Consider the following 19,622-nt stretch of genomic DNA (forward strand, 5'->3'; position numbering starts at 1 on the left):
GTTACGATAGCCATGCCCACCGGCCCCAACAACGAATGATTTCAGCTATCGTCATGCGGTTTTCGCGCCCCATGCACCGGGCATGGCGGGAGCCCTCCCTGAGCGATTCCGATGCAGGCCGGATGGTTTTTTGCTAGGATGCGACAGTTTTCCCTAAAGCACGACCCACTTGCGCGCCTCCCCCTGAACCTGCATGGCCACAGACAAAGAACTTAACGACTTTCTGCAGAATGTCGAACGGCGCGCGTTCAAGCAGGCGGTCTATGCGGTTCGCAAGGACGAATCGGCGCTGGACATCGTGCAGGACGCGATGATCAAGCTCGCCGAAAAATACGGCGACAAGCCGGCGGCCGAGCTGCCGATGCTGTTCCAGCGCATCCTGCAGACGACGATCCTCGATTACTTCCGCCGCGAAAAAGTGCGCAATACCTGGGTCAGCCTGTTTTCGGGCTTCGGGCGGGGCGACGGCAACGACGACGATGACTTTGATATACTCGCCTCACTCGAGGCCGAGCAGGGTTCGGCGGCCGCAGAGTCGAGCGCAGACCAGGTCGAGCGTACCCAGACCTTGCGCCTGATCGATGACGAAGTACAAAAACTCCCGACGCGTCAACGGGAAGCCTTCCTCATGCGTTACTGGCAAGATATGGACGTCGCCGAGACGGCGGCAGCAATGGGATGTTCCGAGGGCAGCGTCAAAACGCATTGCTCGCGCGCCACCCACGCCCTCGCGGCAGCGCTCCAGGCCAAGGGAATCACACTATGAACACCGACGACATCAATCTGGCGTACAAGATACGCCACGCGCTGGATGAACAGCTCGACCACCTGCCGGCTTCCACCGTCGACCGGCTGGCCGCTGCACGCGCTGCCGCCATGGCGCGCAAGAAACCCGACGCCGCCCGCTTCGGCTTTGCTTCTGGCGCCGGCTGGCGCGGCATTGGCGCATTCCTGGCCGGGCCGACCGTGTCGCGCCTGGCCATCGCCGTGCCGCTCATGGCGCTGGTGATTGGCATGGGTGGCTTCTACCAGCACGAACAACAGCAGCAACTGGCTGCACTGGCTGACATCGACGCCGCCGTACTGGCCGACGAATTGCCGCTGACGGCCTATCTCGACCCGGGTTTCAACGCCTATCTGGAGTCGCAGCAGCGCCAGCAATGACCAAGAAGAACGTCTCGCGATCGCGTTTCCCCGTGCTGAAGACCGTCATCGGCGTCGTGGCCGCTGCTGCGCTGGCCTGGGCGATCGTCGATCGCCTCGAGACGCCGTCCATCCTGCCGGCAGCCACCGAAACGATCGCGAGCGTGCGCCCGCTGCGCAAGGCCCCCGACAAGCCGCTGTGGCGCGACCTGAGCAGTGCGCAACAGGTGGCGCTTGCGCCGCTCGCGCCGGAATGGGACCGCATGGAAGGCGCGCGCAAGCGCCGCTGGATCGAGGTCTCGGCCCGCTTTGCCTCGATGGGCCCGGCCGAGCAGCAACGCGTGCAGGAACGCATGCGCCAGTGGATGAAGCTCACGCCCCAGCAGCGTGAACTGGCGCGCGAAAACTTCAGCAAGACCAACAAGCTGGCGCAGGGCGACAAGGCCGCCAACTGGGAAAACTACAAGCAGCTGTCGGCCGAGGAAAAGCGCAAGCTGGCCAGCAAGCCGGCCACGCTGCAAAAGAGCGCGCCGATCGCGCTGCCGGATGCGCCGCAACTGGTCGTGCCGATGCCGTGCGCGGCGAACACGACGCGCCGGGGCGCCGAGTGCGTGCTGATCGGCACGCCCGATACGCCGCCGTCGGCGATTGCCGTCGTACCGGCGCCCGCTGCGTCCACGCCCACGCCCACGCCGACCACCGCGCCGCCGTTCGCGCCGGCCCCGGCAGCGCCCGCAAATGGCGGCGCTGTCGCCACGTCGGGTGCCCAGCCCGGCGCGTCTCAGCCCGCCAACCAAGCCGCCAATGCCAGCAACTGAGCCGCCGGTCGTGCTGCCCGAGGCTGCGCTGGCGCTGCCGGGCACGCCCACGATCAAGCGGCGCCTGGCGGTGATGGTGTATGAATTTTTTCTGCTGTTCGCGGTCGAGATGCTGGCCGTCCTGCTGTATCTGCTCGTCACCGGCAACCGCCAGGATCCCCTCTTCCAGCACGGCCTGAAGGTCTACCTGTTCGTGATCACGGGCCTGTACTTCACCTGGTGCTGGCGCGACAGCGGGCACACGCTGGCGATGAAGACCTGGCGCATCAAGCTCGTCACGCCGGGCCATGCCCGCCTGCCCTGGCGCGTCGCCGTCGTGCGCTACCTGGCAGCCTGGGGCTGGTTCGCGCCCGCGCTGATCGTCTGCGCGGTCTTCGGGCTGCATGCGAAAGCCGACATCGCGATTGCGCTCGCACTCGGCGTTGCCGCCTGGGCAGCGACGGCCTGGCTCGACCGCGACCGGCAGTTCCTGCATGACCGCCTGGCCGGCACGCGCCAGATCGGCCTGCCCAAACCGGTACGGCGCGACGGCAAGCAGTGAAGCCGGCTTACCAGCGCCGTCCGGCATCATGCATCCAGCATGACCGGCGTGGCATCCACGCACCAACGCAATGATCGTCGCAACAAGGTGGCCAGGCTGTGACATCATGCGGGTCGCGAAATACCAATCAGCGCGAGTTTGCTTTGTCTTCCACCGCGCACCTCACGTTTTTAGAATCAGAATCAGCAAGCATGCCCGACACCCGTTTCCAGGCGTTATTCGAACAGGCGCCAATCAGCATCCAGATCCTCGCACCATCGGGGCGCACCACGCGTGTCAACAAGGCATGGGAAAACCTGTGGCAGATCCACGAAGGCACGCCGCTGATGGCGTACGTGCTGGGCGACTACAACGTGCTGCACGACCCGCAACTGGCCGACAACGGCATCGCCGCGCTGCTGGCGCGGGCGCTGCAGGGGGAGCCGGTTGAATTGCCGGCGGCGCTGTACGACGTCAGCACGCTCGATGGTCACGGTCCGAAGCGCTGGGTCACCGCGAAGGCGCGGCCGATCAAGGACAAGGACGGCAATACGCTCGAAGTGATGCTGATGCACGAGGACATCACCGAGCGCATGGCGGCCGACAGCGCGCTGCGCCTGCGCGAGCAGCGCTTCCGCTCGCTCGTGATGGCCACGTCGCAGATCGTCTGGTCAAACACGCCGGACGGCCGCGTGCTGGAAGACTCGCCGTCCTGGCGCGCCTATACCGGCCAGACCTACGACGAGTGGAAGGATTTCGGCTGGGTCGATGCCTTGCACCCCGATGACCGCGCACCGGCCCAGTCTCTGTGGCTGGCCTGCGTTGCCGCGCGTTCGGTGTTCGAAACAAAGTACCGGCTGCGCTGCGCCGACGGCAGCTACCGCTGGACCGCGGTCAAGGGCATCCCGATCCTGGCCGACGACGGCTCGATCCGCGAGTGGATCGGCGCCAACACCGACATCCACGACATGATCGCGGCCGAGCTCGAACTGGCCCAGCGGCTCGACCGCGAAAAACGCAACAGCGCCCTGCTGGCCAAGGTCGCGCAGGCGGCCCGCACCCTGCACACGGTGCTGGCGGCCGAAGACATCGCGCAGGCGCTGGTGACGGCCGTGCGCGACATCCTGCAGACCCACCAGGCAGTTGTTTCGCTGACCGAAGCGGGCGGCTGGACGCAGGCCATCAACGCCGTCTCGCTGTCGGACAAGTACGCCGCTTACCGTGGTTACGATGCCAGGACGGACGGCTCCGGGATCTACGCGCAGGTATGCCGCGACAACCGCGTCATGCGCCTCACACAAGCGCAGCTCGAGGCGCATCCCGCCTGGCGCGGCTTTGGCGAGCATGCCGGCGAGCATCCGGTGCTGCGCGGCTGGCTGGCCGTGCCGCTGATCGACCGCATGGGCAAGAACATCGGCCTGATCCAGGCATCCGACCGGTTCGAGGGCGACTTCACCGACGAGGACGAAGCCATCCTCGTGCAACTGGCATCAATTGCCGCCACCGGTTTCGAGAATGCGCGGCTGTACGGTTCGCTGCAGGATCAGGACCGTCGCAAGGACGAGTTCCTGGCCATGCTGGCGCACGAATTGCGCAACCCTCTGGCGCCGATCGCCGCAGCGGCGGAGATGCTCAAGTTCGGCACCGCCAACGAAGAACGGGTCCGGCGCTCGAGCGAAGTGATCAGCCGCCAGGTACGCCACATGACGTCGCTGGTTGATGATTTGCTCGACGTGTCGCGCGTCACCCGCGGCCTGATCAAGCTGGACCGGGCGCTGCTCGACCCGATGCAGCTCGTGGCCAATGCCGTCGAGCAGTCGCAGCCGTTGATCATTGCGCGCGGCCATACCCTGAGCGTAACGGGCGACGCCGCCGGTGCCCACATCGCCGGCGACGCGCACCGCCTGGTCCAGGTGCTGGCCAACCTGCTCAACAACGCAGCGAAGTACACATCCCATGGCGGACGCATCGAGGTAACGGCGACGCGCGAACCGGGCACGGTGGCCATCACCGTGCGCGACAACGGCGTCGGCATCGATGCGTCGCTGTTGCCGCGCATGTTCGATCTGTTCACCCAGGCCGAACGCTCGCCGGACCGGGCCCAGGGCGGCCTGGGCATCGGGCTGGCGCTGGTCAGAAGCATCATCGACCTGCATGGCGGCGACGTCATCGCCGCCAGTGATGGTATCGGCCGCGGCAGCACGTTCACGGTCCGTCTTGCCATTGCCGACACCGTCACCGGCGCCGTCGATGCCACGGATGCGCTGCGCTTGCAACAGCGTTAACTTGTCACGCGGAATTCGAAATACGCCATCGCGGGAATACCCCAATAATTGAACGGTCTACGAACTCGTCAATCATTGAATAAGGGTATTCCATGAAGCAATCACATCTTCGCGTCGTCATCATGGGCGGCTCCAGCGGCATCGGCGCCGCTACTGCCATCGCCTTCGCCCGCCAGGGCGCCCATCTCGTGCTCGGCGCCCGTGGCAAGGAAGGCCTCGACGATGTCGCCCGGCGCTGCCGCCAGGCCGGCGGCCATGCCGACGTGCTGGTCGTCGACGCCACCGATGCCGACGCCGTTGCCGCATTCGCACAGGATGCACGCGACCTTCTCGGCCAGATCGACCTCTGGTTCAGCAATGTGGGCAGTGGCGTGGTCGGCAAGTTCGCCGATGTACCGATCGCGCACCACCGCCAGGTCATCGAGACCAACCTGATCAGCCACATGAACGACGCGCACGCCGTGATCCCGATTTTCCTGGAACAGGATTACGGCATCTGGGTGAACATGATTTCGTCGGGCGGCTTTGTCGCCACGCCGTACGCGGCGGCCTACGGCGCCAGCAAATTCGGGCTGCGCGGCTTCAGCGAGGCGCTGCGCGCCGAACTGGGCAAGAAGCGCGACATCCACGTGTGCGACATCTACCCGTCCTTCGTCGATACGCCGGGCTTCAAGCACGCCGCCAACTACACGGGTGCCAAGCTGTCGTATCCGCCGGGCGTGCTGGCCCCTGAAAAAGTGGCCAACGCCGTTGTCGCTCTGGTGCGCAAGCCGCGCTCAGTCACCCTGTTGGGCGCGCCCGACGTGACCAAGAAGCTCACGCAACTGGCGCCGGACCTGCTGGCATCCGGCATGAACCGCTTCATGGAAACCTGGGCCAAACGTGCTGACCCCACCGAAGACACCGTGGGCGCGCTGTACGAGCCCCAGCAGGGCGCCAGTGGCGTGCACAGCGGCATGGTGAAGCGCCCTGCCCCTGCCCGTGCCCCTGCTAGAGCACGGCGCGACGTGCAGCCTCGCGTGCCATCGAATGACAACACGCTTGCCGTGGGCGCCGTGCTGATCGCGGCCGCCGTCGGCCTCTCCTTGCTGGGCAAACGCTCTGACAATTAATACGTCAGATGGACCTGCATGACGGCAGTCGTTCCGCTGACCTCGTTACCGACGATCAGCAACGGCTTGCCGTTGGGTGACTTGTGCGCCGGGATGAAGGTCAAGCCTTCCGGTCCCAGGTCGCCCTTGTCGCCATCACGCGTGTTCAGATAGGTCACGAACGACGCTGACGCCGGTTTCGTGATGTCGTAGACCATCACGCCGCCGATGCGCTCCAGGCCGACGAACGCATACTGCTTGTCGCCGAACTTGCCGACCACGACGCCTTCCGGCTCCGGGCCTTTCGAGCCGCTGCGGTCTTCCAGATTGTTGTTGTCGTTGCTGGCGTTGAAGCGCGCGTTCGGCAGCGCGCTGGTGCGGCGCTCGAACTCGTCACCCGAATCGTAGACGCGCTTGATGTCCGAGTCCCAGATCGAGAATGAACGGCCGCCAAACGTGTACAGCTCGGTGCACTGGCCGGCTGCGTTCTTGCCGGTCATGCCACCGCCGTTGGGCGTCGTGGTCACGCGCAGCCGGCCCAGGTTCGAATCGAACGTTGCGTTGCCGGCGTTGGGGAACACGCTCGGGTCCAGCCCTGCCGTGCAATGGGCACGGATGCGCGTCTCTTCATTGAAGCCCGGCCAGTCGGCGCGGGCATCGCCTTCGTTTGCGGTCAGCAGGTAATGCTTGCCGTCGACCGTGTAGCCGGCAATCGCGTCCGGCAGGTACATGCCCTTCACCGGCTGCGGGCCGATCTTCGTGGCCGGCGTGCCGCTGTTGGTATTGGTGCCGCCATCTTCGTCCGACGCGTCCAGACCGAAACCAGCAACGTTGTGGTCCTTGAAGCCGAGCGGCTTGATCGACGTGACCTTCGTACTGGCCACATCGACGATGGCAATGGCATTGTTTTCCTGCAGCGTGACCCAGGCCGTCTTGCCGTCTTCGCTGACGGTGATGTATTCCGGCTCGAAGTCCTGCGCCGCCGTGGCGTTGGGGCCAAAGATGCGGATGCCCTGCGCGCGCAGCGCCGTTTCCTGGCCATTGAAGCTGCGGAAGTCGGCGGTGGCGACGCTTGGCGCGCCGCCGCGGTTCACGGTGATGATGCTGACCGCGCCTTCCGGATCGCTGGTGCCGGCCACGCCGTAGCCGCTTGGCTCGCCTTCGTTCGCGACCAGTACCTTGCTGCCGTCCGGCGTGAACACCAGCATGTCGGGCAGCGCGCCGACTTTGACGCTGTTGATCAGCTTGAGGTCGGCCGCGTTGTAGAACGCCACGGTGCCGGGGTCGGTCTTGACCGCCGCTTCGATGGCCAGCGCCACCAGGCCGTCGTGCACGGCGACGCTGTTGACGGCCTTGCCGAGGCCCGCGACGCTGATCGTGCCCAGCAGCTTGGGCGCAGCCGGCGCGCTCAGATCCAGCACGTCGACCGTGCCATTCGCGCCATTGACGACGAACAGGCGCTTGCTGGCCGCATCGTAGGCAGTGATCTCGGCCGCGCCGACGGCGCCGCCGTTGTAGCTGCCGATTTTTTCCAGCGTCAGCGTGGTGGGCGTCGGTTCGTCGTCATGGTCGCCGCCGCAGGCAGCAAGCGTGCAGGCCAGCGCAATCGTGGCAATCATCGGAAGGTAGCGGGTGGTAGCACGGGAGCGGCGCAGCATGATGGTCGGTTTTCCAGGGATGAAAAACCGCCAGCATAGGACGCGTCGATGACAGCAGCATGACATGTCATCAACACGTTCCCCGTCACCGGATCAGAACTGGTCGGTGTCGCGCAGGAAGCGCCAGCCGCCGGCCGGCATCGGGCCCATCGAGATGCGGCCGATGCGCAGGCGGCGCAATGCCGTCACACGCAGGCCCACGTCGCCGCACAGGCGCTCGATCTGGCCGCGCTGGATGTTCTTGCCGGCGATGCGCAGGCGCTGCTCGCTTTGCCAGCTGGCCTTGAACATGCGCCCGAGTTTGGCCATGCCATTGTCGGCGATCTGGCCGTCGACCTCGACGACGTACTCGGACTCGTTGCGCGATGCATCGTCGACCAGCTTGCGGATCACGCGGAAATCCTGGCTGAACACAATCAGGCCCGAGGCCATGGTCTCGAGCGGCGTGGCAGCCGTGGTCTTGAACAGGTGACGGCGCAGGAACGGCTTGCCGCGTCCGTGTTCCAGCACCTGGTTCTCGGCGGTGATGCTGGCGAGCGCCGCTTCGATTTCCATGCCGGCCGGCTTGTGCATCAGGATCGTCACCGGGTCCGGTTCGACCGGCGTCGCGCCGGGCAGCAGCTCGACTTTTTGCTCTGGCGTGACGCGGGTGGCGGGATCTTCGGCTACGGCGCCGTCGACGCTGACCCAGCCGCCGGCGATATAACGCTCGGCATCGGCGCGCGAGCACCCTGCCACGTCGGCCACGCGCTTGGCCAGGCGGATTGCTTCTTCAGTTGTCATGCACGCCAATCAGTAAAAAATGCGGTGAAGACGTCGACCGTGCGCTGGACATCGCGCGCGGAGACATCGAGGTGCGTCACGAGACGCATTCTGGGGCCGACCGTGGCGCGGATCTGCGCCCGTTCGAGCGCCGCGCGCAGCGGTGCGCAGGCAGCAGCCGGCACGTCGATCCAGAAGATATTCGTTTGCGGGGTGCTGACGGTGAGCGCCGGGATCAGGGCCAGGCCGCGCGCCAGTTCGGCGGCGTTGTCATGGTCCTGCGCCAGCAGCGCGACATTGTGCTCGAGCGCGTAATGCGCGGCAGCAGCGATCACGCCGGCCTGGCGCATGCCGCCGCCCAGCATCTTGCGCCAGCGCTTGCCCTGCTCGATGAAGGCCTTCGGGCCCAGCAGCACCGAACCGACCGGCGCGCCCAGACCCTTGGACAGGCACACCGAGACCGTGTCGAAGCCCTTGACGGCGTCCGCCAGGCTGATGCCCTGCTTGACGGCGGCATTGCAGATGCGCGCGCCGTCCAGGTGCGTGGCCAGGCCCTTCTCGTGCGCGAGCGTCGTGGCTGCAGCCACGTACTCCTGGCTCAGCACCCGGCCGCCAATCGTGTTTTCCAGCGCCAGCAGGCGGGTACGCGCGAAGTGCATGTCGTCGGGCTTGATGTAGGCCTCGATGTCGGCCAGCAGGATCGAGCCATCCGGCTGATTGATGATCGGCTGCGGCTGGATGCTGCCCAGCACCGCAGCGCCGCCGCCTTCGTACTTGTAGGTGTGCGCTTCCTGGCCGACCAGGTATTCGTCGCCGCGACCGCAGTGGGTCATCAGGGCGATCAGATTGGTCTGCGTGCCGCTCGGGGCGAACATGCCGGCCTCGTAACCGAACAGCTCCGCCGCGTAATCCTGCAGGCGGTTGACGGTGGGGTCGTCGCCATACACATCGTCGCCGACGTGGGCAGCCACCATCGTGGCGCGCATCGCGGCGCCTGGCTGCGTCACCGTATCGCTGCGCAGGTCGATCCAGCCTTGCGTGTTGTCGCTCATGCTTGTTGTCACTCCGTGGTGGCGGCTTGTGGGGCGTAGAAACGTTCGGTCATCTCTGCCAGGCCCAGTTCACCCAGCACCTCGTGCAGGCGTTCGGTCGGGCGGCGGCGCGGCAGGTTCTTGTAGGTGGCGATGATCAATTCATTCTTCATCGAGTGCTCCCAGCCCACCAGCTCGGTCACGGTGACCTGGTAGCCATGCGCCTCGAGCTGCAGGCAGCGCAGCACGTTGGTGATCTGGCTGCCGAATTCGCGCGTGTGGATCGGGTGGCGCCAGATTTCGGTCAGCGCGCTGCGTTTGACGTCCTTGCCCTTGTTCTTGCGCAGGACGGTGGCGACTTCGGCCTGACAGCACGGCACCAGTACCATGTGCTTCGCATTCTTCTTGAGCGCGAAATCGATGGCGTCATCGGTGGCGGTATTGCAGGCGTGCAGCGCGGTGACGATGTCGATCGATTCCGGGAGCGCGCTCGAGGTGGTCGATTCGGCCACCGACAGCGGCAGGAACGACATGCCTTTAAACCCCAGGCGCGCAGCCAGCTCGGTCGATTTGGTGACCAGCTCTTCGCGCGTCTCGATACCGTAGATGTGCGAGCCTTCGCCTTGGGCTTTGACGAACAGGTCGTACAGGATGAAGCCGAGGTACGATTTGCCGGCGCCATGGTCGACCAGCGACACGCTGCCCTTCGCCCCCTGCACATCGCGCAGCAACGGCTCGATGAAGTTGTACAGGTGGTAGACCTGCTTGAGCTTGCGGCGGCTGTCCTGATTCAACTTGCCGTCACGGGTCAGGATGTGCAGCTCTTTGAGCAGCTCGATCGACTGGCCCGGGCGAACCTCGGGTGGCAGCTCCGGAGCAGCCGGGGCTTTCTTGACGTTCTCGACACGCTTCATGAAGATCAGTGGTTCTTTTCGGCGGCGTGGTTGATCGTGTACTTCGGGATCTCGACGACGAGGTCTTCGTCGGCGACGATCGCCTGGCACGACAGGCGCGAATTGGGCTCCAGGCCCCAGGCCTTGTCGAGCATGTCTTCTTCCTGCTCCTGCTGTTCGTTCAGCGAGTTGAAGCCTTCGCGCACGATCACGTGGCAGGTGGTGCAGGCGCAGACGCGGTCGCAGGCGTGTTCGATGTCGATGTCGTTCTCGAGCAGGACGTCGCAGACCGATTTGCCGCTAGGCGCGTCAAGCACGGCGCCTTCTGGGCACAGCACTGGGTGGGGGAGGATGACGATTTGTGGCACTTGGGTTACCTCGTTTGATTGTTATATTTGTGCGCTTTCAAGACCGTCGTTCCCGCGAAGGCGGGAACCCAAGCCAGTTTGCTGCGTGCCGACGTTTGATGGTCATGGCAACGCTGGCAAACTTGGGTTCCCGCCTCCGCGGGAACGACGTTTCCGGGTTGCGTCTTAAATTTCGTCCAGCGACTTGCCCGACAATGCCTTGCGCACGCTCTTGTCCATGCGGCGCGCCGCGAATTCTTCGGTGCCATGCGCCAGCGCCTGGACTGCATCGTGCACCACGTTCTGGCGCAGGCCCGGTTCGAGCGTCGTGTCGTTCGACATCGCGACCGCGTCGCGCACCATTTGCAATTGCGCGGCAATGGTGGCCTGCTCGTCGGGCGAGAGCAGATCGGTATCGCTGTCCAGCGCCGACTGCGTCGCCAGCAGGATGCGCTCGGCCTCGACCTGCTCTTCGCGCAGTGCGCGCATCTGCATGTCGCTCGAAGCCGACGTGTACGAATCCTGCAGCATGCGCGCCACCTGGTCGTCCGCCAGACCGTACGACGGCTTGACCGTGATCGATGCCTCGACGCCCGAGCGCATTTCGCGCGCGGCTACTGCCAGCAAGCCATCGGCGTCGACCTGGTAGGTCACGCGGATGCGCGCTGCGCCAGCCGCCATTGGCGGGATGCCGCGCAGCTCGAAGCGCGCCAGCGAGCGGCAGTCCGACACCAGCTCGCGCTCGCCCTGCACCACGTGCACCGCCAGTGCCGTCTGGCCATCCTTGAAGGTCGTGAATTCCTGCGCGCGCGCGACCGGAATCGTCGAGTTGCGCGGAATGATCTTCTCAACCAGGCCGCCCATCGTCTCGATGCCCAGCGACAGCGGGGTCACGTCCAGCAGCAGCCAGTCTTCGCCATCGGCGCGGTTGCCGGCCAGCAGATTGGCCTGGATCGCCGCGCCCAGCGCCACCACGCGGTCCGGGTCGATGTTGGCGTGCGGGATGGTCTGGAAGAATTCCGACACTGCCCGGCGCACGTGCGGCATGCGCGTCGCGCCGCCGACCATCACCACGCCGTCGACGTCCTCGACGCTCGTGTCGGCGTCGCGCATCGCCTTGCGGATCGCGTTCATCGTCTTGCCGACCAGATGCTTCGTGATCTCGACAAATTCGGTGGCCGTGATCGTCACCTGCACCAGCTCGCCCGACTTCAGGATTGCCTCGATCGTCGTTTCTTCGTTCGTCGACAAGAGTTCCTTGGCCTGGCGGGCCTTGACCATCAACGTTGCGGTGTCCTGGTCCGACAGCGGCGCCAGGCGCGCCTTTTCCATGATCCAGCAGAACAGGCGATGGTCGAAGTCGTCGCCGCCCAGGGCCGAATCGCCGCCGGTCGACAGCACTTCGAACACGCCCTTGGACAGCTTGAGGATCGAGATGTCGAACGTGCCGCCGCCCAGGTCGTAGACGGCGTACACGCCTTCCTTGCCCTGGTCGAGGCCATAGGCGATGGCGGCGGCGGTCGGCTCGGACAGCAGACGCAGGACATTCAGGCCCGCCAGCTGGGCCGCATCCTTGGTTGCCTGGCGCTGTGCATCGTCGAAGTACGCCGGCACCGTGATCACGGCGCCAACCAGGTCGTCGCCTAGCGAATCTTCAGCGCGCTGGCGCAGCGTGGCCAGGATCTGGGCCGAGATTTCGACGGGGCTTTTCACGCCGGCGACTGTATTCAACTGGACCATGCCCTCGCCATCGACGAAGTCGTACGGCAGGTTCTCCGCATGCGTGATGTCTTTGAGGCCACGGCCCATGAAGCGCTTGACCGAGACGATCGTGTTTTTCGGGTCGGTGGTCTGGTGCGCGCGCGCCTTGTGGCCGATGTGAGCGTGGCCGTTGTCCAGGTAGCGCACGATCGACGGCAGCAGCGAGCGGCCCTCCTCGTCGCTGAGCACTTCAGGGCTGCCGCTGCGAACGGTGGCAACGAGCGAATTGGTGGTGCCCAGGTCGATGCCCACGGCCAGGCGGTGCTGGTGCGGGGCGGTGGACATGCCGGGTTCGGCGATTTGGAGGAGTGCCATAGTCGTGATACCAGTGTTATTTTTGCGTGCAGGGACGGTGCGGACGCTATTTTACGCGTCCGACCGGCATAGCGGGGCGTGGACGACACCGCTGTCCACGATGAAGTGCAGGAAGGTTATGCCTCGATCGCTTCGAAGGCGTACTGCACTTCGTCGCCGAACTTGTCGAGGAACATCAGCGAGCGCACACCCTGCGCGGCAGCGGCGTAGTCGCCCGCATCGAGCTGCTGGCCAACGGTAACCAGCATCTGCTTGCGTTCGGCGCGCACCTGCGCATCGAGTGCGTCGAGCGCGCTAGCATCCTTGCCAGCGCGCGCATCGCCAAGTTCTTCGCGCCATTCCATCTGCTGCATCAGGAACGCAGTGGGCATCGCGGTATTCGATTCGGTCTGCAGATCGACGCCGTTCAGCTCGCACAGATACTGCGCGCGCTTTTGCGGATTGCGCAGGGTCTGGTAGGCGTCATTGGCCCGCGTGGCCCATTGCATGGCCACGCGTTTTTCGCCGTCGCTGCTGCCGACGAACCGGTCAGGATGGACGCGGCCCTGGATCTCGCGGTAGGCGGCATCCAGGGCGTTCTGGTCGACCTCGAAACGGGCCGGCAGTTGAAACAGTTCGAAGTGATTCTGCATGTGCGATCAGATGCGGAAGCTCTCGCCGCAGCCGCAATTGTCCTTGACGTTCGGATTATTGAAGCGGAAGCCCTCATTGAGGCCTTCGCGGGCGAAATCGAGCTCGGTGCCGTCGATGTACGGCAGGCTTTTCGGATCAACGAATACCTGCACGCCATGCGATTCGAAGACGCTGTCTTCGTTTGCGCTTTCATCGACGTACTCGAGCTTGTAGGCCAGGCCGGAGCAGCCGGTGGTGCGCACACCGAAACGCAAGCCAATGCCCTTGCCCCGGCGTTCGAGGTAACGGTTGACGTGCTTTGCAGCTTTTTCGGTCAGGGTGATTGCCATGTTGTGCTTCTCCAGCTCAGTTCTATTACCAGGAATTACGCCGCTGCGACTGCTGCAACTGCTTTATCGGCGTGCTTTGCCTTGTAATCGGCGACAGCGGCCTTGATCGCGTCTTCTGCCAGGATCGAGCAGTGGATCTTGACTGGCGGCAGCGCCAGCTCTTCGGCGATCTGCGTGTTCTTGATGGCCAGTGCTTCGTCCAGGCTCTTGCCCTTGACCCATTCAGTGATCAGCGAGCTCGATGCGATGGCCGAACCGCAGCCATACGTCTTGAACTTTGCGTCCTCGATCAGGCCCTGGTCGTTGACCTTGATCTGCAGCTTCATGACGTCGCCGCAGGCCGGCGCGCCGACCATGCCGGTGCCGATGTCATCGTCGCCCTTGTCGAAGGCGCCGACGTTGCGTGGGTTTTCGTAGTGGTCCAGTACTTTGTCCGAATATGCCATGGTGATGCTCCAGTATGTTTAGAAAATGCGCGCTCGGTATGAGCAGATCAGTGTGCAGCCCACTGGATCGAGCTGATGTCGATCCCGTCCTTGAACATGTCCCACAGCGGCGACAGTTCACGCAGCTTGCCAACTTTGCTCTTGAGCAGGTTGACGGCAAAATCAATTTCTTCTTCGGTCGTGAAGCGGCCAATCGAGAAGCGGATCGAGCTGTGCGCCAGCTCGTCGCTGCGGCCCAGGGCGCGCAGCACGTACGATGGTTCCAGGCTGGCCGAGGTGCAGGCCGAACCGGACGACACGGCCAGGTCTTTGATCGCCATGATCAGCGACTCGCCTTCGACATAGTTGAACGAGACGTTCAGGTTATGCGGCACGCGGTGGTCCATGTCGCCGTTGATATAGACTTCTTCGATCTCCATGAGGCCACGGGCCAGGCGATCGCGCAGTGCGCGCACGCGCGCCAGCTCGCTGTCCATCTCGACCTTGGCCAGGCGGAATGCTTCGCCCATGCCGACGATCTGGTGCGTCGGCAGCGTGCCCGAACGCATGCCGCGCTCGTGACCGCCACCGTGCATCTGCGCTTCGAGGCGCACGCGCGGCTTGCGACGCACGTACAGCGCGCCGATGCCTTTCGGGCCATAGGCCTTGTGCGCGGTAAAGGTCATCAGGTCGACCTTCAGCACTTCAAGGTTGATCTCGACCTTGCCAACGGCCTGGGCCGCGTCGCAGTGGAAGATGATGCCCTTCGAGCGCAGCAGTTCGCCGATTTCGGCGATTGGTTGCACGACGCCGATTTCGTTGTTCACGAACATGACCGAGACGAGGATCGTGTCAGGGCGGATCGCCGCTGCCAGCTGCTCGACGGTGATCAGGCCGTTGGCTTGCGGCTCGAGGTAGGTCGCTTCGAAGCCGACGCGTTCGAGTTCGCGCACGGTGTCCAGCACAGCCTTGTGCTCGGTCTTGACCGTGATGATGTGCTTGCCCTTGGTCTTGTAGAACTGGGCCGCGCCCTTGATCGCCAGGTTGTTGCTTTCGGTCGCGCCGGAGGTCCAGACGATTTCGCGCGGGTCGGCGCCGATGATCGCGGCAACGTGGCCGCGTGCTTCTTCGACGGCCGCTTCGGCATTCCAGCCGTAGGCGTGGCTGCGCGACGCAGGATTACCGAACTGCTCGCGCAGGAACGGGATCATCTTGTCGGCGACGCGTGGATCGACCGGCGTCGTGGCCGAGTAATCCATGTAGATCGGGAAATGTGGAGCTGGCGCGAAGCTTTGCTCGGTGGTCTTGTCCATTGGCGCGTTCATCTGATTTACTCCGGTAACTTTAGTTTTGTCCGACTGCGGCGGGGGCGCCGCGGTGCACGTGCACGACGTTCTGTTCTTTCTGGCGCTGCTGGTCGACCAGGTCTTGCAACGAGACCGAATCGAGGTAGTCGACCATTTTTTCGTTCAGCGTGGTCCACAGTTCGTGGGTCATGCACCGGGCGCCGTCGGTATGGGCGCCATGGCAGTTCTCTTTACCGCCGCACTGGGTTGCATCGAGCGGCTCGTCGACGGCGATGATGATGTCCGCCACCGTCACCTTGCCCGCCGCGCGCGCCAGGCTGTAGCCGCCGCCCGGACCACGGATCGATTCGACGATCTCGTGGCGGCGCAGCTTGCCAAACAGCTGCTCGAGGTACGACAGCGAAATGGCCTGGCGCTGGCTGATGCCCGACAGCGTGACCGGACCATTGCCTTGACGCATGGCAAGGTCGATCATCGCAGTGACAGCAAAACGGCCTTTGGTGGTCAGACGCATTTCAACCCCGGTGAATGATAAAATATTTCTCTTGCCCAAGTACCAAGTCGGCGCCGCAGTCTGCAGCACGTTTCCCTCTGAGAGCGGGGAAAGACCTGATTAGTTGAACGATTTAGTCAAGTATAGCAAATCGCAATGATCTTGTCTTGGACCACCCCAAAAACGGCGGGTCATGTTCATGACGAATACGCGGTCGTCAAGCCCCCTCAACGGGCGCGCAACAATGCCATCGGCCCGAACAGCGCCTGCATGCCCGGATGCCCGATGAAGCTCAGGTTGTAGGGATGTTCGGCCACCTCCTGCGGGAAGGCAGCCGTCTCTGGCAACTTCTGCAATTGCTCGGCGATCTTGCCCCACAGGACCAGCGTCGGCACCTGCGGCTGGGCGGCCAGCGCCGCCAGCACGGTCTGCAAAAACGGCAACCAGGCGCGCGCATCGATGACCGGCTTGACATGCTTGCGAAACACCAGCGCAGCGTTCAGCAGCAAGAAGCCCTCGTGCACCAGATTGTCCTGCAACTGCGCCAAGGTCTGGATGGAGCCGTCAGCGCGCGCGGCCTGGGCGATCGGCGCCAGCGCCTCCCCGCTCGTCGCATCGGGCTGCAACTGGCCGCTTGCCACCAGCAGCATTTTCATGAAGTTGCGCAGTGACGTCGCCCGGTTCACGGGCTTGGACAGTCCGTTATCGCTCCACAAGTCGCCAACAGCGCCATCCATGAAGCTCACACCCGTGGCGCTCGCGGCGCGCGGGTACGGCCCCTCCCCGACCAGCACGTAGCGCACCTTGTCCAGCGGCTGGGCGAAGGCGGCGAACATGCGGTGCTCCGTGGGGACGTAATCGTCCTGCGCCAGCGCGGGCAAATAATCAGGATTGGCACGGGCCACCGCCTGCAACCCCGCTTCGAGGATCGGGCGCCACGAGGCGTCGGCCAGGTCGAGGGCCTGCAGGATCGGTGCAGGGATGGCGATGGGTCTGGAGGCAGGCGCGGCGGTGGCGGTCATGGCGAAATGGCAATGGAAGGAGGCGGCGATTGTAGCGCGCCGCCGCCCTTCGCATCCACCCGCGCGCTATTCGGAATCGGGCTGGCGCGACGGGTGCGCCGCCTGGAACGCCGGCAACGCGATGCACAGCGCATTGATGCGCTCGATATTCGGGTACGCCGACACATCGATATTGAAACGCTGCGCATTGAATACCTGCGGCGCCAGGTAGCAGTCGGCGATGGTCGGATGGTCGCCGTGGCAGAACGGCCCCGCGCCCGGATCGCGCGCCAAGTGCGCTTCGAGCGATTGCAGCCCCTCGATCACCCAGTGACGGTACCACTCGCTCTTTGCCTGGTCGGGCACACCGATCTCGCGCGCCAGGTAATTGAGCACGCGCAGATTGGTGATCGGGTGAATATCGCAGCCGATGATCTGGGCCAGCTCGCGCACGCGCGCCCGGCCCGGTGCATCTTTCGGCAGCAGCGGCACGTCCGGATACACTTCTTCGAGATACTCGATGATCGCCAGCGACTGCGACAGCGTGATGCGGTCATCCTGAAACGCCGGCACCAGGCCGCTCGGGTTGATCTGGCGATAGTCGTCCTGCAGGTGCTGCCCGCCATCCTTGAGCAGGTGCACCGGCACGGCATCGTAGGCCAGCCCTTTCAGGTTCAGGGCAATGCGCACTCGATACGCGGCCGAGCTGCGAAAGTAGGTATACAGTTTCATGGTTGTCTCTCGTGGTAACGGACGACTTCCTGATCGATGGCGCCAAAGATGCTGGCCCCGCTCGCATCCAGCATCTCGATGCGCACCGTGTCGCCGAATGACAGGTACGGCGTTTTGGGGGCGCCGCCTTCGATGGTTTCGTACATGCGCACTTCGGCCAGGCAGCAATAGCCCACACCGCCATGCTCGACACTCGAGCCATACAGCCCGCCCTGCTTGTTCGACACGGTGCCCGAGCCGATGATGCTGCCGGCGCACAGTTCGCGCGTGGTTGCTGCATGCGCGATCAGCTGGGCGAAGCTGAAGGTCATGTCTTCGCCGGCGTTGGGTTTGCCGAACGCGGCGCCATTGAGCGTGACCAGGATCGGCAGATGCAGCTTGTTGCCCTGCCAAGCGTCGCCCAGCTCGTCCGGCGTGACCGCCACCGGCGAGAACGCACTGGCCGGCTTGGACTGGTAAAAGCCGAAGCCCTTGGCCAGCTCGTTGGGGATCAGGTTACGCAGCGACACGTCGTTGACCAGCATGACGAGGCGGATGGCGCTGGCCGCCTCGGCTGCGTCGGCGCCCATCGGCACGTCGCCCGTGACCACCGCCACCTCGGCTTCGAGATCGATGCCCCAGTCTTCGGTCAGGGCCGCGATCGGGTCCATCGGACCTACGAACGAGTCGCCACCGCCCTGGTACATCAGCGGATCGGTATAGAACGACGCCGGCACCTCGGCGCCGCGCGCCTTGCGCACCAGCTCGACGTGGTTGATGTAGGCCGAGCCGTCGGCCCACTGATAGGCGCGCGGCAGCGGCGAATGACAATCTGCTTCGATGAACGATTCTGCCCCCTCGGCGTTGCCGTCATTGAGCTGGGCATAGACGTCTTCGAGCTGCGGCTTGCACGCATCCCAGTTGTCGAGCGCGGCCTGCAGCGTGCGCGCGATGGTCGGAACTTGCTGGCAGGTGACCAGATCGCGGCTGACGACGACCAGGGTGCCGTCGCGGCCGCCGGCTTTGAGGGTGGCGAGTTTCATGGACTGTCCTTTTGTTATTGCTGAGTAGCCGCCATTACAAGGTAAAACGCACTATCATACAAACGATATTTTCAGCGTGATATATCAGCTTATCTAATCAATCCATCCGATGAATCCAACGTTACGACAAATGCGCGCCTTCGTTGCGCTGGCCCGCACCGGCAATTTCACGCTGGCCGCGCAGACGCTGCACGTGACGCAATCGGCACTGTCGGGCCTGATCAAGGAGCTCGAACAGACGCTGGACGCCCGGGTCGTCGACCGCAGCACGCGCCGGATCGGCCTGACCGACATCGGCCGCGAATTGCTGCCCTTATTTAGCCAGATCATCGATGACCTGGACGGTGCGCTGGCTAACGTGGCCGACCATACGCGCCTGAAGAAAGGCGTCGTGCGCATCGCGGCGCCACAGCTGATGGCGTGCACCCTGCTGCCGCCCAGCATTGCCGCCTACCGCGCGCAGCACCCGGAGATTGTCGTGCGCCTGGCCGATACCGAAGTCGAGGGCGTCATTACGCGCGTGCTGTCGGGCGAGGCCGATGTGGGCATCGGTCCGGAACGCACGCCCGCGCCACCGCTGCTGGCACGCGAACTGTTCACCATGCCATTCGCGCTGGTATTTCCGCACCAGCATCCGCTGGCCGCGCTCGAGCGCGTGACGTGGCAGGATGCGGCGGCCTACCCGTTCATCTCGCTGCAGGGCCAGTTCACCGAATTGCTGCTCGACGCGGTGCAGCCGTCGCGCACGGGCGTTGCACTCACGCCGGCGCACGAGGTCACGTTCATGACGACGGCGCTGGCCATGGTCAGTGCGGGCCTGGGCGTCACGGTATGCCTGCCCTACGCGGCGCCGCTGGCCACGCTGTATGGATTGACGATGCGCCCGCTCGATGCGCCGACGCTGCAGCGGCGCTTTTTCGTCTACACGCGGCCTGGCCGGTCGCTGTCGCCGGCCGCCGAGAGTTATGTGGAATTCCTCTTTGGATATGTAAAACGGGCGCAAGCGGAAGGCTGATTCTCACAAAAAGGCACGCTACAATGGGCCGTGTCTTTTTT

21 protein-coding genes are annotated in these 19,622 nt (G+C 64.5%); 7 read left to right on the forward strand and 14 right to left on the reverse strand.

Translation table 11 applies throughout. The annotated features are described in order from the left end of the window. The first annotated feature begins 193 nt into the window (after positions 1-193). The 6 genes from ACZ0AJ_RS12755 (at position 194) to ACZ0AJ_RS12780 (ending at position 5,878) form a co-directional block, all read left to right on the forward strand. Entirely contained in the window at positions 194-766 is a 573-nt protein-coding gene (locus ACZ0AJ_RS12755; protein ID WP_183555366.1) for an RNA polymerase sigma factor, read from the forward strand. Next, complete coding sequence (locus ACZ0AJ_RS12760) at positions 763-1,164, forward strand: DUF3619 family protein (protein WP_499454881.1); 402 nt, start codon at positions 763-765, stop codon at positions 1,162-1,164. The genes ACZ0AJ_RS12755 and ACZ0AJ_RS12760 overlap by 4 nt, the downstream gene beginning before the upstream one ends. Further along, a complete protein-coding gene (locus ACZ0AJ_RS12765; protein WP_499455022.1) occupies positions 1,161-1,961 on the forward strand; it encodes a DUF3106 domain-containing protein in 801 nt (266 codons plus the stop codon). Before ACZ0AJ_RS12760 ends, ACZ0AJ_RS12765 begins: the two co-directional genes overlap by 4 nt. Beyond that, complete coding sequence (locus tag ACZ0AJ_RS12770) at positions 1,948-2,502, forward strand: RDD family protein (protein WP_499454882.1); 555 nt, start codon at positions 1,948-1,950, stop codon at positions 2,500-2,502. The genes ACZ0AJ_RS12765 and ACZ0AJ_RS12770 overlap by 14 nt, the downstream gene beginning before the upstream one ends. A gap of 191 nt (positions 2,503-2,693) precedes the next feature. Beyond that, positions 2,694-4,766 carry a PAS domain-containing sensor histidine kinase gene (locus ACZ0AJ_RS12775; protein ID WP_499454883.1) on the forward strand — a complete coding sequence of 691 codons (2,073 nt, stop codon included), beginning with the start codon at positions 2,694-2,696 and terminating at the stop codon, positions 4,764-4,766. Positions 4,767-4,858: 92 nt separating this feature from the next. Further along, entirely contained in the window at positions 4,859-5,878 is a 1,020-nt protein-coding gene (locus ACZ0AJ_RS12780; RefSeq protein WP_499454885.1) for an SDR family oxidoreductase, read from the forward strand. Here ACZ0AJ_RS12780 and ACZ0AJ_RS12785 read toward each other — a convergent pair. The 14 genes from ACZ0AJ_RS12785 to ACZ0AJ_RS12850 form a co-directional block, all read right to left on the reverse strand. Next, complete coding sequence (locus ACZ0AJ_RS12785; protein ID WP_499454886.1) at positions 5,875-7,515, reverse strand: choice-of-anchor I family protein; 1,641 nt, start codon at positions 7,513-7,515, stop codon at positions 5,875-5,877. The genes ACZ0AJ_RS12780 and ACZ0AJ_RS12785 overlap by 4 nt on opposite strands. 93 nt (positions 7,516-7,608) lie before the next feature. Continuing rightward, entirely contained in the window at positions 7,609-8,298 is a 690-nt protein-coding gene (locus ACZ0AJ_RS12790; RefSeq protein WP_499455025.1) for an RNA pseudouridine synthase, read from the reverse strand. Beyond that, entirely contained in the window at positions 8,295-9,329 is a 1,035-nt protein-coding gene (gene ltaE, locus ACZ0AJ_RS12795) for a low-specificity L-threonine aldolase (protein WP_499455027.1), read from the reverse strand. Before ltaE ends, ACZ0AJ_RS12790 begins: the two co-directional genes overlap by 4 nt. 8 nt (positions 9,330-9,337) lie before the next feature. Next, positions 9,338-10,222 (reverse strand): class I SAM-dependent methyltransferase, encoded by an 885-nt coding sequence (locus tag ACZ0AJ_RS12800; protein WP_499454890.1) that lies wholly within the window; start codon positions 10,220-10,222, stop codon positions 9,338-9,340. 5 nt (positions 10,223-10,227) lie between these two features. Then, positions 10,228-10,569: an ISC system 2Fe-2S type ferredoxin gene (gene fdx, locus ACZ0AJ_RS12805; RefSeq protein ID WP_183555376.1), complete on the reverse strand. Its 342-nt coding sequence runs from the start codon at positions 10,567-10,569 to the stop codon at positions 10,228-10,230. A gap of 165 nt (positions 10,570-10,734) precedes the next feature. Continuing rightward, entirely contained in the window at positions 10,735-12,624 is a 1,890-nt protein-coding gene (gene hscA, locus ACZ0AJ_RS12810; protein WP_183555377.1) for a Fe-S protein assembly chaperone HscA, read from the reverse strand. Between the two features lie 116 nt (positions 12,625-12,740). After that, the gene (gene hscB / locus ACZ0AJ_RS12815) at positions 12,741-13,256 is read right to left on the reverse strand and encodes a Fe-S protein assembly co-chaperone HscB (protein WP_499454892.1); all 516 of its coding nucleotides are present in this window, start codon (positions 13,254-13,256) and stop codon (positions 12,741-12,743) included. 6 nt (positions 13,257-13,262) lie between these two features. Beyond that, entirely contained in the window at positions 13,263-13,586 is a 324-nt protein-coding gene (iscA, locus tag ACZ0AJ_RS12820) for an iron-sulfur cluster assembly protein IscA (RefSeq protein ID WP_183555379.1), read from the reverse strand. A 35-nt stretch (positions 13,587-13,621) separates the two neighbouring features. Then, a complete protein-coding gene (gene iscU / locus ACZ0AJ_RS12825) occupies positions 13,622-14,032 on the reverse strand; it encodes a Fe-S cluster assembly scaffold IscU (RefSeq protein ID WP_183555380.1) in 411 nt (136 codons plus the stop codon). A gap of 47 nt (positions 14,033-14,079) precedes the next feature. Further along, a complete protein-coding gene (locus ACZ0AJ_RS12830) occupies positions 14,080-15,336 on the reverse strand; it encodes an IscS subfamily cysteine desulfurase (protein ID WP_183555381.1) in 1,257 nt (418 codons plus the stop codon). 19 nt (positions 15,337-15,355) lie between these two features. Continuing rightward, positions 15,356-15,832 carry a Fe-S cluster assembly transcriptional regulator IscR gene (iscR, locus tag ACZ0AJ_RS12835; RefSeq protein ID WP_183555382.1) on the reverse strand — a complete coding sequence of 159 codons (477 nt, stop codon included), beginning with the start codon at positions 15,830-15,832 and terminating at the stop codon, positions 15,356-15,358. Positions 15,833-16,038: 206 nt separating this feature from the next. Then, positions 16,039-16,833: a uracil-DNA glycosylase family protein gene (locus ACZ0AJ_RS12840; protein WP_499454894.1), complete on the reverse strand. Its 795-nt coding sequence runs from the start codon at positions 16,831-16,833 to the stop codon at positions 16,039-16,041. 66 nt (positions 16,834-16,899) lie between these two features. Beyond that, positions 16,900-17,544: a maleylacetoacetate isomerase gene (maiA, locus tag ACZ0AJ_RS12845; RefSeq protein ID WP_499454895.1), complete on the reverse strand. Its 645-nt coding sequence runs from the start codon at positions 17,542-17,544 to the stop codon at positions 16,900-16,902. Next, a complete protein-coding gene (locus ACZ0AJ_RS12850) occupies positions 17,541-18,566 on the reverse strand; it encodes a fumarylacetoacetate hydrolase family protein (RefSeq protein WP_499454898.1) in 1,026 nt (341 codons plus the stop codon). Before ACZ0AJ_RS12850 ends, maiA begins: the two co-directional genes overlap by 4 nt. Before the next feature lie 109 nt (positions 18,567-18,675). Here ACZ0AJ_RS12850 and ACZ0AJ_RS12855 point away from each other — a divergent pair, with 109 nt between their 5' ends. After that, complete coding sequence (locus ACZ0AJ_RS12855; protein ID WP_499454899.1) at positions 18,676-19,581, forward strand: LysR family transcriptional regulator; 906 nt, start codon at positions 18,676-18,678, stop codon at positions 19,579-19,581. Positions 19,582-19,622: the final 41 nt, after the last annotated feature.

The sequence above is a fragment of the Telluria sp. AC161 genome (assembly GCF_979258535.1).